The 13,792-nt window shown below is 55.3% G+C and carries 13 protein-coding genes; 10 read left to right on the top strand and 3 right to left on the bottom strand.

Going from position 1 to position 13,792, the window contains the following annotated elements; genetic code table 11:
- Positions 1–66: 66 nt before the first annotated feature.
- The gene (locus FJV47_RS02190; protein ID WP_159609598.1) at positions 67–969 is read left to right on the top strand and encodes a diacylglycerol kinase family protein; all 903 of its coding nucleotides are present in this window, start codon (positions 67–69) and stop codon (positions 967–969) included.
- Here FJV47_RS02190 and FJV47_RS02185 read toward each other — a convergent pair.
- Positions 953–1,696 (bottom strand): pyrimidine reductase family protein, encoded by a 744-nt coding sequence (locus FJV47_RS02185; protein ID WP_159609596.1) that lies wholly within the window; start codon positions 1,694–1,696, stop codon positions 953–955. The two genes, FJV47_RS02190 and FJV47_RS02185, sit on opposite strands and share 17 nt — an antisense overlap.
- A 14-nt stretch (positions 1,697–1,710) precedes the next feature.
- The gene (folP, locus tag FJV47_RS02180; protein WP_159609594.1) at positions 1,711–2,637 is read right to left on the bottom strand and encodes a dihydropteroate synthase; all 927 of its coding nucleotides are present in this window, start codon (positions 2,635–2,637) and stop codon (positions 1,711–1,713) included.
- A gap of 113 nt (positions 2,638–2,750) precedes the next feature.
- Here folP and FJV47_RS02175 point away from each other — a divergent pair, with 113 nt between their 5' ends.
- Genes FJV47_RS02175 through mnmA form a run of 3 tightly spaced genes read left to right on the top strand, consistent with a single transcriptional unit; the run spans position 2,751 to position 5,958 of the window.
- On the top strand, positions 2,751–3,569 hold the full coding sequence (locus tag FJV47_RS02175; RefSeq protein WP_159609592.1) for a hypothetical protein: 819 nt from the start codon (positions 2,751–2,753) through the stop codon (positions 3,567–3,569).
- A 20-nt stretch (positions 3,570–3,589) separates the two neighbouring features.
- On the top strand, positions 3,590–4,825 hold the full coding sequence (locus FJV47_RS02170) for a cysteine desulfurase family protein (RefSeq protein WP_159609590.1): 1,236 nt from the start codon (positions 3,590–3,592) through the stop codon (positions 4,823–4,825).
- Complete coding sequence (gene mnmA, locus FJV47_RS02165; protein ID WP_159609588.1) at positions 4,822–5,958, top strand: tRNA 2-thiouridine(34) synthase MnmA; 1,137 nt, start codon at positions 4,822–4,824, stop codon at positions 5,956–5,958. The genes FJV47_RS02170 and mnmA overlap by 4 nt, the downstream gene beginning before the upstream one ends.
- Before the next feature lie 73 nt (positions 5,959–6,031).
- On the opposite strand, the gene FJV47_RS02160 is transcribed toward mnmA, so the two are convergent.
- Complete coding sequence (locus FJV47_RS02160) at positions 6,032–6,391, bottom strand: hypothetical protein (RefSeq protein ID WP_159609586.1); 360 nt, start codon at positions 6,389–6,391, stop codon at positions 6,032–6,034.
- 228 nt (positions 6,392–6,619) lie between these two features.
- Between FJV47_RS02160 and FJV47_RS02155 the strand changes: the two genes are divergently transcribed.
- The 6 genes from FJV47_RS02155 (at position 6,620) to FJV47_RS02130 (ending at position 13,679) form a co-directional block, all read left to right on the top strand.
- Positions 6,620–8,248: an ABC transporter substrate-binding protein gene (locus FJV47_RS02155; RefSeq protein WP_159609584.1), complete on the top strand. Its 1,629-nt coding sequence runs from the start codon at positions 6,620–6,622 to the stop codon at positions 8,246–8,248.
- Positions 8,249–8,386: 138 nt separating this feature from the next.
- Positions 8,387–9,475, top strand: a complete 1,089-nt coding sequence (locus tag FJV47_RS02150; RefSeq protein WP_159609582.1) for an ABC transporter permease — start codon at positions 8,387–8,389, stop codon at positions 9,473–9,475.
- A 2-nt stretch (positions 9,476–9,477) separates the two neighbouring features.
- The gene (locus tag FJV47_RS02145; protein WP_159609580.1) at positions 9,478–10,464 is read left to right on the top strand and encodes an ABC transporter permease; all 987 of its coding nucleotides are present in this window, start codon (positions 9,478–9,480) and stop codon (positions 10,462–10,464) included.
- The gene (locus FJV47_RS02140; protein WP_159609578.1) at positions 10,461–12,152 is read left to right on the top strand and encodes an ABC transporter ATP-binding protein; all 1,692 of its coding nucleotides are present in this window, start codon (positions 10,461–10,463) and stop codon (positions 12,150–12,152) included. The genes FJV47_RS02145 and FJV47_RS02140 overlap by 4 nt, the downstream gene beginning before the upstream one ends.
- 104 nt (positions 12,153–12,256) lie before the next feature.
- Complete coding sequence (locus FJV47_RS02135) at positions 12,257–12,628, top strand: chorismate mutase (RefSeq protein ID WP_159609576.1); 372 nt, start codon at positions 12,257–12,259, stop codon at positions 12,626–12,628.
- Positions 12,621–13,679, top strand: a complete 1,059-nt coding sequence (locus tag FJV47_RS02130; protein ID WP_159609574.1) for a hypothetical protein — start codon at positions 12,621–12,623, stop codon at positions 13,677–13,679. Before FJV47_RS02135 ends, FJV47_RS02130 begins: the two co-directional genes overlap by 8 nt.
- The last annotated feature ends 113 nt before the right edge of the window (positions 13,680–13,792 follow it).

Genomic DNA, 13,792 nt, shown 5'->3' with positions numbered 1-13,792 from the left:
CATTTTAGCTAATCGATACTGGGAGGTCTTTGGGTTGTGTTGACCACCTCAGTAATCTCTATGTGTATGGAACCCATTGACTCTTCAAGCATCGTCCGCATTGTCTTTCATCCCGCAACCGGTAATGGCAAGGCACTGATGCGAGCACGCGAGGTAGCGGCGGCGCTGAAAGAACATGGAATCGGGTTCGAATTGGTGGACACGTCCATAGCGGAGGGTAGCGAGATTCCGGCATTGCCTAACTCCTACCGGGCTTTGATCATCGTTGGTGGTGATGGCCTCATTCATCGGATGATCCCGCAGATGATTCATTCAACCGTGCCGGTCGGGATCATGCCTGCCGGTAGCGGCAATGATTTCTGGCGTATGGCCGGGCATCGTCACCGTGATCAGTCCTTAGAAAAGATCATCAACTACTGTGTCGCTGGTGCCGCAACTACCAGCGTGGACGTGATTCAACTCGAATTTGAACAGATCGCAGATCAAAGCCCGAAATACGCGATAGGGGCGATCTCGTGGGGAGCAGAAGCCAGGATTAACGCTGCTGCAAATGCATTGCCCCGCCAGCTCGGATCCTTTCGCTACATTCTGGGGCTCCTACTTACTGTCCCTAAGCTCAAAGGCTTTCACACCACAATTCAGTGTGGTTCTTATCGCTTCGACGGAGCAGCACTAGTAGCAAGTATCGCCAATATTCGCTCGTTGGGAGGCGGGATTAAACTCTTCCCACAAGCTGACTTTTCAGACGGAAAGCTGGAACTATCCTTGGTTCAAGGATCACGATTGATGCCGGTCTTGCCGCTAGTGCCAAAAATTCTAGTCGGTGCCAACCATCGCCGGAAGGTGAGCCACGTACTAAGTCAGGCACAGATTAGGACGCAGGAAGATTGTTATGCCGATGGTGAATTTGTCGGTACGGGGAATTTTGGCGTGAAGGTGCTTCCCGGAGCTATCAAGCTGATTTGTTGATTCTGTAGTCGCAGAACAGCATGTCATCGTCTTCGAAGAGGGAGTGCAGCGAGAACTGCTGCAAGGTTTCCTTCTCGTGCTCCGAAATGCGTTTGCCTTCTCCGGCAACAAGAACAGGGGAGTAGCTCACGCAAGTAGAATCGACGGCGCCAGCACTGGCGAACTGTCCAAAGATGCGAGGTCCGCCTTCGCAATGAATGAAGCTCAGTGCTTGTTCATCGAGATAGGCAACGATCTGGGCTGGATCACAACCTCCATCGCGTTTCTCGACCTGTACCAATCGAACGTTCTCACCATATGACCGGATAAGTTCATCGGTGAGCTCGACCGAGGTGAAGACGACTACCGGTATCGGGGACTGTGTAAAAATTTCGTCGGACGGCTCCAAATGTAAGCCCGCTGAAATCACAGCTAATGTCGGGTGAGCGCGGAGCCCGTGCGAAGTTCTCCATTCCCGGTCTTCATCTGAAACCAACGAGCCTTCATAACCTTCGGCACGTACAGTGCCAGCCCCGACAACAATCACATCGGCCAGACGGCGCAGCAGGGCAAAGATCCTTTGATCTGCCTGCGACCCCAAACCAGCAGAGCGACCATCAACCTGCGCACTACCGTCGATACTACTGACAAAGTTAAATCTCACGAATGGTCGCTGGTCGCTACCATAGCGTTCAAGAAGCTGTTCGTTAGTGATCTCGGAAATTGGTTCAGGTAGCAAAGCCCGCATTTGGTGTACTCCTGTTAGTGGTTGAGATGGCGTTCTGGGTGGGCTGGTGGATTGACTTCGCCCATATTGTGAATTTGATAGGCAGGTTCTCTCCAGCCATGGGTAGCTTCGATCATGCGCACCGTTTGAACTGACTCAGCAATGTTGTGCATGCGCAAAATGCGAGCCCCATTCATGGCGCAGATAGTCGCGGCAACCATGGAGCCGAGCGTACGCTCCGATTTAGGCAAATCCAATGCTTCCCCGATGAAGTCCTTATTAGAGACGGCGGCTAAGGCCGGGTAGCCTAAGTTGGCGAACTCTTGGAAGCGATCGGTGACTTCCAAAGTATGAACTGTGTTCTTATTCAGGTCGTGGCCGGGATCCACAATGATCTTTGATGGCGAAATTCCTGCCTCGATAGCCACTTGAACCTTATCGCTGAGGTACTGGCGGACTTCGGCGACAACATCAGAGTAAGTCGGACGGGGGTAGATCGTTCTGGGTTTGGCCAATGAGTGAGTGATCACAAGGTGTACGTCATTTTTCGCAACGACTTGAGCAAGCTCTGGGTAGGCCAAACCGGTCGTATCGTTAATAACGTCGGCGCCGGCCTCGATGGCCGCTTGAGCGACTTTGGGCTGAAATGTATCGGCCGAGATGATCACGTCGCTGGCCTCGCGGACCGCTTGGATAACTGGAACGATGCGCTCGGCTTCTTCTTCCCACGCTAAGTCTGGGCCAGGGGAGAACGGGACTCCACCAATATCTACCCAATGTGCGCCAGCTTCGATGGCCTTGATTGCAGCGCTGACTGCCTGATCTAACCCAAAGGTCGAACCGGCATCGTAGAACGAGTCGGGGGTGCGGTTGATCACTGCCATGATGGCAATCTGTCGGGAGAAATCGATGGTTGTTCGAGAAAACTCATGCACCGGAACCAATAGGTCAGGCTTATACATCGATAACTTCTCCCTTGCGGTAACTATCTGGTGCCGTGCGCTCCTGACTCATTCATACCATTGACTTGCGGTCCAAAGCAGAATTAGATGTCAGAGATCGTTAGGCTAAGGACATGCAGTTTTCACATATTCCAGCCGAGCATGGCCAGTGGATCGCTACCGCCTGCGCATCAGCGGACCCAACAACCGTAGTCGCCCAAGTGCCCGTAGGTTACGAACGCTATGTTCGGATCTTGCACCCAGCCTTAGACGAAGATGATCAATTGGTCAGCTGGGGGACGGCTGCGAAAAGCCGCAACCACATCATTACCGGCGCCGACCTTTTTGAAACTGTGGCAGGTCTGGACGCACAAGGTAATCCAGTCGCCGAAGATGCCTGGGTGGACACCGATCTGCCGTTAGATCAGCTTCCCGAACCTGCATGGAAATCACTGATCAACACCTTGACCGCTGGTGATAATGCGGAGCAAAAGTATGTGGCCGGGCTCTGGGCGGGGTATGCGTTCATCGAAGGTGGAGATCGCATCCAAATTGATTTGGAACCAGATGCTACGCTCAGCGACGAAGAAAACCAGGCGGCCTATCAGGCAGCGTTGGCCCTCGCTCAGCAACCTGCCTTTGGCCCGGAAGTTCTTCAGGCGCCTGCCTTAGAACTAGGTGGCGGTTACCGGAACTATCACCTGTTCGAGGTGGACAAAGAATTCCTGGAGGAGCCGCTGTGGGCGCGCACCGCAGAGGGTGAACAGACTCAGCGTCCGGCATTGGCCTTTGCCAGTGATCACCGGTGGATGCTCTCCACCGAACCATATGATGACTGCACCATCCTTGCCGGCCCCGCAACGCTAATTGACGCAGTACTGGCAAATACCGATCTGGAAACCATTGGGGTCGGCGAATTCACACGGATTGGCCATTCAAACGAGGCGGAGTAAAGCCGTACCATTAAAGAGCTATGAATACTTCCGCCGTTTATTTGGATCACGCGGCAACCACGGATCTGAACCCGGCAGCATTGGCTGCCATCACCGAACAGTACTCACGTACCGGCAATCCTTCCTCCTTGCATGGGGCGGGGCGCAGTGCGAACCGAGTTGTTGATGAATCGCGTCAAGCGGTGGCCATTGCGGCCGGCGCTCACCCCAGCGAACTGATTTTCACTTCCGGCGGCACCGAATCGGATAACCTCGCGATCAAGGGTTTGTTCTGGAATCGCGTGGCAGCTAATGATCAGGCCCGCACTATTGCTCTGACCGGTATTGAACACCATGCGGTGCTCGACACCGCAATGTGGCTAGAAGAGCATGAGAACGCTACTCTGCTCTGGTTGCCGGTAGATGGGGACGGTGTCATTGATTTAGCTGCAGCCGCCACGCTTTTCGCTGAGCACCACCAGAAGATTGCCCTAGCCACCTTGATGTGGGCGAATAACGAGGTGGGTACGGTACAGCCGGTGGCGGCCTTTGCCCGACTCGCGGCCGGTTACGGTATTCCAGTTCACTCGGACGCGGTTCAAGCATTTGGTGCGGTGGAAGTAGATTTCGCGAACTCGAATCTAGCGACCATGGCCATTAGCGCGCACAAGATCGGTGGCCCGGTGGGCATCGGCGGGTTGCTGGTTCGTCGCGATATCGTCCTGACTCCGGTGCAACATGGCGGAGGGCATGAACGCAAACTACGTTCTGGAACGCTGAATGCTGCCAGTGCTGCAGGGTTTGCTGCAGCAGCCACCGCGGTGCGTGCCCATTTGAAGGACGAAGCTACGCGATTGAGCCAATTGCGGGAATACGCGGTACAACGAATCACCGAACTGGTTCCCGAAGCTCAGTTTAACGGGCCGCGGGATGCGGGCAACGAAGGTACTCGTTTGCCGGGTAATCTGCATTTCACTTTCCCCGAATGCGAGGGTGATTCCTTACTCTTCCTTCTGGACATGGTGGGAATCGCCTCGTCGACAGGATCAGCATGCACAGCTGGCGTTCCACAGCCTTCTCATGTTTTGCTGGCTATGGGACGTGATGCGCGTAGCGCTCGCAGTGTGCAACGCTTCACATTGGGGCATACATCCACTCGCGCAGACGTTGACGCATTAATAGAAGCTTTGCCTCAAGCGTACGCTCGGGCGAAGAAGGCTGGCATGGCAGCCGATGAAAGTAGCATCCACACGGCAGGAACAGGGTTTACACGATGAAGGTACTAGCAGCGATGTCCGGAGGCGTGGACTCGGCGGTAGCCGCAGCCCGCGCAGTTGAAGCCGGCCACGATGTGGTTGGTGTCCACTTGGCCCTGTCGCGTATGCCTGGAACTTTGCGCACTGGTTCTCGTGGGTGTTGCACCGTGGAGGATTCCAATGATGCGTGGCGCGCCTGCGATAAGTTGGGAATCCCGTTTTACGTCTGGGACTTCTCCGACCGCTTCGCAGAAGACGTAGTCCAAGACTTCGTTGACGAATACGAAGCAGGACGAACCCCAAACCCTTGTATGCGATGCAACGAGAAGATCAAGTTTGCAGCCCTGCTTGAAAAGGCGTTAGCTCTAGGCTTTGATGCGGTATGTACCGGACACTACGCCAAGGTCCTGCGTGATGAGAACGGTGCACCAGAACTGCACCGTGCCGCCGACTGGGCCAAGGACCAGTCCTACGTTCTGGGCGTCCTGACCCATGAGCAGCTCGAACACTGCATGTTCCCGCTTGCAGAAACCCCTTCCAAGGCTGAAGTCCGCGCCGAAGCGGCCGCTCGGGGGTTGACCGTGGCTAACAAGCCCGATAGCTACGACATTTGCTTCATCCCGGATGGTGATACCCGAGGTTGGCTCGCTGAACGCATCGAGATGAAGCCGGGCGAAATCGTGGACCACGAAGGAAACGCCTTAGGTGAACACGAAGGTGCTCAGGCTTTCACCGTGGGTCAGCGCAAGGGCCTGCGCTTGGGGCGTCCGGCGTCCGATGGCAAGCCACGCTTTGTCCTTGAAATCCGCCCGAAGGAAAACAAAGTCATCGTCGGCCCCGAAGCTCTGTTGGCCGTTGATCAGTTGCGCGGAATCAGGATCTCGTGGGCTGGTGTGCCAATTGCTGAAATCTTCACCGGCGAAAAGTTTGACTGCATGGTTCAGGTTCGCGCTCATGGTGATCCGGTAGAAGCCGTAGCGCATATGGAGCGTTCGGCAGACGGACGTGACGAGTTAGTGGTCAATCTTCCTGAAGGCATGCGTGGCGTGGCACCAGGACAGACCATGGTGGTCTACCAAGGCAGCCGTGTTCTAGGACAGGCCACTCTTGATTCGGCCCGCTCCAGCGCGTGGGATTCCGAAAAAGTAAAGTAGTCCATGTAGAAAAAACCTCTCGATTCTGACTCAGAATCGAGAGGTTTTCGTATGTTTGGGCACGTGTGACACTTTAGCTTTCGTCGACAATGCCAAACATGTGGGCTGAAATGTCTTGGTACTCCACCCGAGTCTTGCCGGCCTCCAGTTTGGGAAGCTGCGCTGGGGAGTGGATATGGCAATGGACGAAGTCGAAGGTAGGCCACCACTTCTTGGGGCGTTCATACTCACTGAAACCACAGACTTCACAGACCAAGTGGATCCATACCGGGCGCTTGCCGGTCCGGTTCTCGCGCGATTGAGCCAGCCACGCTGGTGGGTTGGTATTCAATTCACGAAATTCAGCTTCGCTCATTTTGGAAGGAACTCCGTGGCGCTTGGCCATCTCTACAGGGATATCTAACGCGATTGCCGCGTCTCTACGAGTCATCATTGACATCTAGCTTATGCCACGCCAGATTTCTGGTGTGAAGAATTTTTTTCTGCGCATAGTACTTTGCGCAAAAAGCTGTGGTCTCCGGCATAAATTTGGATGTTGCCAGAGGCGTTCTCGACCGGCAAACGAATGATCTGTTCGTCTTTTGTGCCGTGCATCACTTAGGATATGTGAAACATGTGTTAATCATCACCACACATGCGCGTACCTAGAAAAGGATCTTTCATGACTCGCACAAAGAACGGACTGCGACTCGCAGCAGCCGTTGTGGGTATTTCCGCCCTGGCTCTCACCGGTTGCACCTCGGCCGCAGAAGACAGCAACTCCGGTGACTCGGGCAATTCCAGCGCCCCTATTACCTTGGGAACCACCGACAAAGTGACTTCCTTGGATCCAGCAGGATCCTACGACAACGGCTCATTCATGGTCATGAACCAGATCTTCCCATTCCTGCTCAACTCAGAACCGGGCAGCCCAGATCCGTCAAATTCGTTGGCTGAGTCGGCAGAATTCACCACCCCGAACGAGTACACGGTCAAGCTGAAGAGTGGACTCAAGTGGGCTAACGGCCACGACCTTGACTCTAAGGATGTTAAGTTCAGTTTTGATCGCCAGCTGAAGATCGCTGATCCCAACGGGCCATCCTCGCTTTTGGGTAACGTCGAATCCATCACTGCGCCAGACGCCTCTACGGTTGTCTTCAAGCTCAAGGTCGCTAACGATCAGACTTTCCCACAGGTTTTGACCTCACCGGTAGGTCCGATCGTTGACGACGAAGTGTTCCCAGCTGACAAGGTCCTTGATGATCAGAAGATCGTTGAAGGCAAGGCGTTTGGGGGACAGTACGTGATTGATTCGTATAACAAGAACAATCTGATTTCCTTCAGCGCCAATGATTCGTACGCTGGTGTCCTAGGTAAGCCCGCCAACAGCAAAGCTGCCATCAAGTACTACGCGGATGCCAACAACCTGAAGCTCGAAGTTCAGCAGGGCAAGATTGACGTCGCATGGCGCTCACTGACCCCAACTGACATCGAAGACTTGGGCAAGGACGAGAATTTGACCGTTCACAAGGGCCCCGGTGGCGAGCTGCGCTACATCGTGTTCAACTTTGACACCATGCCATTTGGTGCAAAGACCAGCGATGCCGACGAAAAGAAGGCTTTGGCAGTTCGCCAAGCTGCAGCTCACCTCGTTGACCGTGAAGCCATTGCCAAGAACGTGTACAAGGACACCTACACTCCTGCCTACTCATTCGTTCCCCAGGGCTTTACCGGGGCAGCTGAACCTCTGAAGGATCTCTACGGCACCGATGGCAAGCCAGATGCCGCCAAGGCCAAGAAGGTTCTTGAAGACGCGGGAGTTCAAACCCCAGTCAAGTTGGCGCTGCAGTACAACCCGGATCACTACGGTCCAAACTCGGGTGATGAATACGCACTGGTCGAAAAGCAACTGGAAGCCGACAAACTCTTCGACGTTGACCTCAAGTCCACCGAATGGGTGACCTACCAGAAGCAGCGTGTCACCGACTACCCGGCCTACCAGCTGGGTTGGTTCCCAGACTACTCGGATGCTGATAACTACCTCTCGCCGTTCTTCGCCAAGGACAACTTCTTGTCGAACAACTACGACAACCCAGAGGTCGACAAGCTCATCGCTGATCAGCGTGGCATGAAGGACGCGGGCGAGCGTACTGCAGCCATCGAAAAGCTGCAGACCATGGTGGCTGAAGACCTGTCGACTTTGCCACTGTTACAGGGTTCGCAGGTGGCCATTGCCGCTAAGGACGTCAAGGACGTGGACAAGACCTTGGATGCTTCATTCAAGTTCCGCCTAGGCGTGCTGAGCAAGTAATTAGCTCTGTAGAAAAACACTAAATCGAAGGGGATCTGACGTGCGCAACGTAAACAGCGCAGGTTAGATCCCCTTGGTGTGCCCCTGCGGTGAACCTGTCTGCGGCACACCAAGCATCCTGAAAAATAAGGACTGACGATGACAATCACGTCACCTCCGGGCCAAGAAGTTAGCCCGATAGCAGCACCTAAAGCCAAGAATCAAGGTGGCGGTTTCCTGCGCTACCTGATCACCCGATTCTTGCTGATCATTCCCACTGTTTTTATCCTCATCACAGTGGTCTTCTTCCTGATGCGCGTGACCGGCGATCCGATCACCGCAGCCATGGGTGGACGCCTCACTCCAGATCAGCTGGCCGCGCGAATCCACGAAGCCGGATATGACCGGCCCATCCTTATCCAATACTTCGAGTACCTCGGACAAATCTTTACCGGCGATTTAGGTCGCACGCTCAGCGATAACCGCGCAGTAACCGAAGTACTGACTACTTACGGGGCAGCAACCCTGGAATTGGCCATCAACGCAGTTATCGTGGCCTTGCTCGTGGGCATCCCGCTGGGTCTAGTTGCGGCCAAGTTCCGTGACCGCTACCCAGATGCCATCTTGCGCATTCTAGCAATCTTGGGCTATGCCACTCCCGTATTTTTCGCCGGGCTGATCCTGAAGCTGGTGTTCGGCGTGTGGCTCGGTTGGCTGCCTATTAGCGGTCGTGCCGACTGGGAAACAGAACTAACCCTTACCGGTCTGCAAAGTCCTTCTGGGATTTACTGGCTTGATGCACTGCGAAGTGGCAATATGCAGGCCTTCGGGAATGTATTCCAGCACGCGTTGCTCCCAGCGTTAGCTTTGGGGCTGCTCACCGGTGGCGTGTTCTTGCGTTTGGTACGCACCAACGCCATCGGTACGCTGGGCCGCGAATATGTTGAGGCGGGCCGATCACGTGGCGTCAGCGAATTCCGCTTGACCACCAAGCACGCCTACCGTCCCGCACTGATTCCGATTATCACTGTCATGGGATTGCAGATCGCGATGTTGCTCGGCGGCGCCGTACTTACCGAGACGACCTTCGAATGGTCTGGCCTAGGCTTTAAGCTCGCTGAATACCTCACCGCCCGCGACTTCGTAGCGGTTCAGGGAATCGTGGTGCTACTGGCCATTATTGTCGCCGTGACGAACTTTATTGTTGACGTGGTTGCTGCGTTGATCGACCCGAGAGTCAGGTACTAAACATGACTACACCAACTATGTCTAGCTCGGCCGGATCACGGTTCAAATCGCTGCCGGTCATTTCACATCTGCGCATGTCCTCGGGGCTGCAACGAGGCATGCTCGTCGCCGGTCTGATACTTTGCGCAGTATTTATCCTCAGTGCTCTGCTGGCTCCGTTGCTCGCACCTTTCGGGTTCGCTCAGTCCTCTGACGCTAGCGGTGACTTCCCACGCCAAGCTGCACCAGATGCGAAGTTCCTTTGGGGGACAACCTCCACCGGATACGACGTGTTCTCTCGGACCCTCTTTGGGGCACAAACCGCCATTTGGGTTATCTTGGCAGCCGTAGTGATGTCACTGTTTATCGGTGTACTTTTGGGCCTGATATCTGGCTACCTCGGCGGTTGGTTCGATCGCATTATGGTGGTCCTCGCGGATGCTATCTATGCTTTCCCGTCGTTGCTACTGGCCATCGTGATGTCCATCGTGATCTCCCAGGGGCAGTCCTCGCTCTTTGGAGGCATCATGGCCGCCGCAATTTCGATTACTGTCGTTTTCATCCCGCAGTACTTCCGTGTAGTTCGCGCCGAAGTAATGCGCCTGAAAGCAGAACCTTTTGTTGAGTCTGCACAAGTGATCGGCGCTAGCCCATGGCGAGTAATGTTTACCCACCTGCTACGCAATTCCACCCGGACCTTGCCGCTGATCTTCACGCTCAACGCCACCGAGGCCCTACTGACCCTAGCTGGGTTGGGTTTCTTGGGCTTCGGCATTGAACCAACGGCCGCCTCAGAATGGGGCTATGACCTGAACCGTGCGATGTCCGATGCCACCAGTGGCATTTGGTGGACAGGCCTGTTCCCAGGCCTAGCCATCGTACTGACCGTGATGGGATTGACCCTGGTCGGCGAATCCATGAATGATCTCAACGACCCTCGACTGCGACGTTTTAGCCGCAAAAAAGCACAGCGCATTACCCAGTCGGCACAGTCAGGAGCAGACAAGTGAAACACAGTTCAACAGTTCCGCCGGCGGTCAACGATGCAGAGAATGTACTTAGCATTCAAGGCCTGAACATTGACTTTGTCACCGACGCCGGAGCAGTACCTGCCGTTCGCGGCGTGGATCTTCATGTGAAAGCAGGGGAGATCCTAGCTATCGTCGGAGAGTCCGGTTCGGGCAAATCCGTGACTGCTCGCACCGCCCTGGGAATCATGGCAGAGAACGGGGCGGCTCGCGGAGGGGTCTATCTCAACGGGAAAAACATGCTCACCCTGCGTGGCCATGAACTTCGTGCCGTCCGTGGACGCGATGTGGCCATGGTCTTCCAAGAGCCATCCACTGCGCTGAATCCGGTATACACCGTGGGTTGGCAGATCATGGAGGGAATTCGAACCCACAATAATATCTCCAAAAAGGAAGCCAAAGCACGCGCGGTTGAAGCTATGCGGCAAGTGGGCATCCCAGACCCAGAACAACGGGTGAACTACTATCCTCACCAGTTCTCGGGTGGTCAGAAGCAACGTGTAGTGATCGCTGCCGCCTTGGCGCTAAAGCCACAGCTGATTGTGGCCGATGAGCCCACGACTGCCTTGGACGTTACCGTACAAGCAGAGATCCTTTCGCTGTTACGAGAGCTGCGAGAAGAACTCGGTACCGCGATCGTGATCATCACCCACAACATGGGTGTGGTGGCTGATATTGCTGACCGGGTTGTGGTGATGAACCAGGGAAAGATTGTCGAACAGGCACCCGCCCTAGAACTCTTCGAGCGCCCGCAAGAGGATTACACCAAAGCCCTACTGGCTGCGGTACCTCACCTAGGGCGACAAAGTGCTTCGGCATCACTGGCAACGCGTCCGCATGCTGATGCCGAGGTCGTGGTTGAAGCACAAGGACTAGGTGTCCATTTCCCTGGACGTTTGGGCTCCCCAGGTTTCACCGCGGTCAAAGAAGTTGACCTGAAGATTCACGCTGGGGAAGTCTACGGACTAGTTGGTGAATCAGGATCGGGCAAGACTACCATCGGTCGAAGCATCGCTGGACTGAATCGGATCAGCTCCGGCTCCCTGAAGGTCTTGGGATACGAGATGGCCACCTTCAAAGAGCGCAGCTTCAAGCCATTGCGCGAACAGATCGGCTTCGTCTTCCAAGACCCAGCTGCAAGCTTTAATCCACACCTGACCATTGGTGAATGTGTCGCCGAACCGTTGGCAGTGCACCGGGATCTGAACCCTGCCCAGAGCAGGAAAAAGGTCAACGAACTGCTTGAAGCCGTCCAGCTGCCTGCAGGATTTGCCCAGCGCTATCCGCATGAGCTCTCCGGTGGCCAACGGCAGCGCGCCTCCTTGGCACGCGCCCTTGCTTTGGATCCAAAGCTATTGATCGCCGATGAGCCAACCAGCGCCTTGGACGTTTCAGTTCAGGCCAAGGTGCTGGAACTGTTTAGGGAGTTGCAAACAGAGCTGGGCTTTGCTGCCCTGTTCGTTTCTCATGACTTGGCAGTGGTTGATCAGCTGGCCACATGGGTGGGAGTGCTCTACCGCGGAAGCTTGATTGAGGAAGGCTTAGGCTCCAAGGTCCTGGCCGAACCTCAGCAAAGTTACACCCAACGCCTGATCGCCTCCCTGCCGGTGCCAGATCCACGCGAGCAGGCCCAACGTCGAGCGCTGATCGAAGAACTGAACCAAGCCTGAAGCTAAACCAGCAAGCTCACACATGCCCCAGATGCGCGACCCGCCGCATCTGGGGCATGTCACTTTGTTCATCATTCGACTGGTGAACCCGTAAACTTGATCCCATGAACGAGCCGAAAAACACTGCACCTAACGAGTCATTCGACCCGCACGCTAGCTCGTTGCACGGCGAGGTAAAGAATGAAGTCCTCGAAGAGCTCTACGCCATCCGTGGAAGCATCGACAACTTTGACGCACAGCTGGTGTACCTGCTGGCAGAGCGTTTCAAAGCGACCCAGCGCGTGGGCCACCTCAAGGCCGTCCACAAGCTACCACCGAGCGATCCAAACCGCGAAAAGGCTCAGATAGAGCGACTGCGCGCCCTGGCCATCGAAGCACACCTCGATCCAGAATTTGCAGAAAAGCTGCTCAACTTTGTTATTTCCGAGGTTATTCGTCACCACCAGAACATTTCTGAATCACATAACGATGCCTGACGAGCAGTTGCCTGAACGCGGCGATGTTTTCGCCACCTCCTTCTGCCAATTTCCCGGCACCGACCCCATGGATGTGCATGAGGTGGTCCGCGGAGAGCTAGGTGAGCCCAACCTCGCGGTACTCCCACAGTTAGCCGATCGCGGGGTCGGAGCCGACACAGTGGGCCGTAGCGCAACAATGCTCGCGGACCTTGGCTTTGACCTACAGCCACACGGCTGGCGAGTCGGTGTCACCGATGGCATCGACGCACGCAGGGCGCGAAGCATTCTGCGCAGCGACGAAAACCTACTGGCAGATATTTTGGGCGCTGAACAGAAACCAGCGCAACGCCTCAAGCTCACCGTACTCGGCCCGTTTTCACTGGTGGCCAGCCTCTTTCTGAGCAACGGCGAACGCTCCCTAAGCGACCATGGCGCTCGCCGGGACATCATCGCCTCCTACGCCCATGGCGTTAGAGAACACCTTGAGCGCTTGGCACGAATCACCTGCGTGCGTTCCTTCACTGTGCAGCTGGACGAACTTCTGTTCAGCGACGTCCTTGATGGCACGATCAAGACCGCCAGCGGTTATCGGACATTGCGTTCTATCCCTCGCTCTGAAGTACGTAGCGCCTATCAAGATTTTCTCGCAGTGCTCATTGCGGACCAATCGAAGTTCGAGGTTCATCCCGTGGTGAATCTGCCCAGTGCCGATGAACAGTGGATCCAGCGAGTTGATCTGCTCAACCAGGCAGGCATCACTGGATTGATTATTGATCCGCAGGTACTGAACCATCGCAAGTGGGAACGCGTCGCTGGATTCGTTGAAGGTCACGGGCAGATCTTCTTGCAGGTCCTCACCCCGGGCTTGCCTGCTCCGGGCGTTGTTGAAGCAGTGCATTCGATTCTTCGACCATGGCGTCAGTTGGGTCTGGGCGAGGGGCAACTGGGTTCACTGACCCTCATGCCGCGTGGCGATTTTTCGCAAAGCACCAGCGCGCAGGTGGTGGACACTTTGGGCAAGCTCTCCGCCTATGCCCAAGCGTTGGAGCAAACTCGCGTCGACGCGTAATCGATTGTGTTATTAGTGCCGGTCACAGCCGGAAATTAGTGGCGAATCATGTATCTTTGAAACAGTAGTAATGCTGATCTGCCCGGTTTGAACAGATGGTTGAAACCTCAAGG

It is taken from the genome of Glutamicibacter sp. JC586 (assembly GCF_009805585.1).
GTDB lineage: Bacteria > Actinomycetota > Actinomycetes > Actinomycetales > Micrococcaceae > Glutamicibacter.
Note: the sequence above shows the minus strand (reverse complement) of the source record. Positions and strands in the feature narration are given on the sequence as shown.

Excerpts from the sequence above, each read along its gene's own strand:
- FJV47_RS02190 (WP_159609598.1), top strand. The coding sequence starts at position 67 with ATGGAACCCATTGACTCTTCAAGCATCGTCCGCATTGTCTTTCATCCC.
- FJV47_RS02185 (WP_159609596.1), bottom strand. The coding sequence starts at position 1,696 with ATGCGGGCTTTGCTACCTGAACCAATTTCCGAGATCACTAACGAACAG.
- folP (WP_159609594.1), bottom strand. The coding sequence starts at position 2,637 with ATGTATAAGCCTGACCTATTGGTTCCGGTGCATGAGTTTTCTCGAACA.
- FJV47_RS02175 (WP_159609592.1), top strand. The coding sequence starts at position 2,751 with ATGCAGTTTTCACATATTCCAGCCGAGCATGGCCAGTGGATCGCTACC.
- FJV47_RS02170 (WP_159609590.1), top strand. The coding sequence starts at position 3,590 with ATGAATACTTCCGCCGTTTATTTGGATCACGCGGCAACCACGGATCTG.
- mnmA (WP_159609588.1), top strand. The coding sequence starts at position 4,822 with ATGAAGGTACTAGCAGCGATGTCCGGAGGCGTGGACTCGGCGGTAGCC.
- FJV47_RS02160 (WP_159609586.1), bottom strand. The coding sequence starts at position 6,391 with ATGATGACTCGTAGAGACGCGGCAATCGCGTTAGATATCCCTGTAGAG.
- FJV47_RS02155 (WP_159609584.1), top strand. The coding sequence starts at position 6,620 with ATGACTCGCACAAAGAACGGACTGCGACTCGCAGCAGCCGTTGTGGGT.
- FJV47_RS02150 (WP_159609582.1), top strand. The coding sequence starts at position 8,387 with ATGACAATCACGTCACCTCCGGGCCAAGAAGTTAGCCCGATAGCAGCA.
- FJV47_RS02145 (WP_159609580.1), top strand. The coding sequence starts at position 9,478 with ATGACTACACCAACTATGTCTAGCTCGGCCGGATCACGGTTCAAATCG.
- FJV47_RS02135 (WP_159609576.1), top strand. The coding sequence starts at position 12,257 with ATGAACGAGCCGAAAAACACTGCACCTAACGAGTCATTCGACCCGCAC.
- FJV47_RS02130 (WP_159609574.1), top strand. The coding sequence starts at position 12,621 with ATGCCTGACGAGCAGTTGCCTGAACGCGGCGATGTTTTCGCCACCTCC.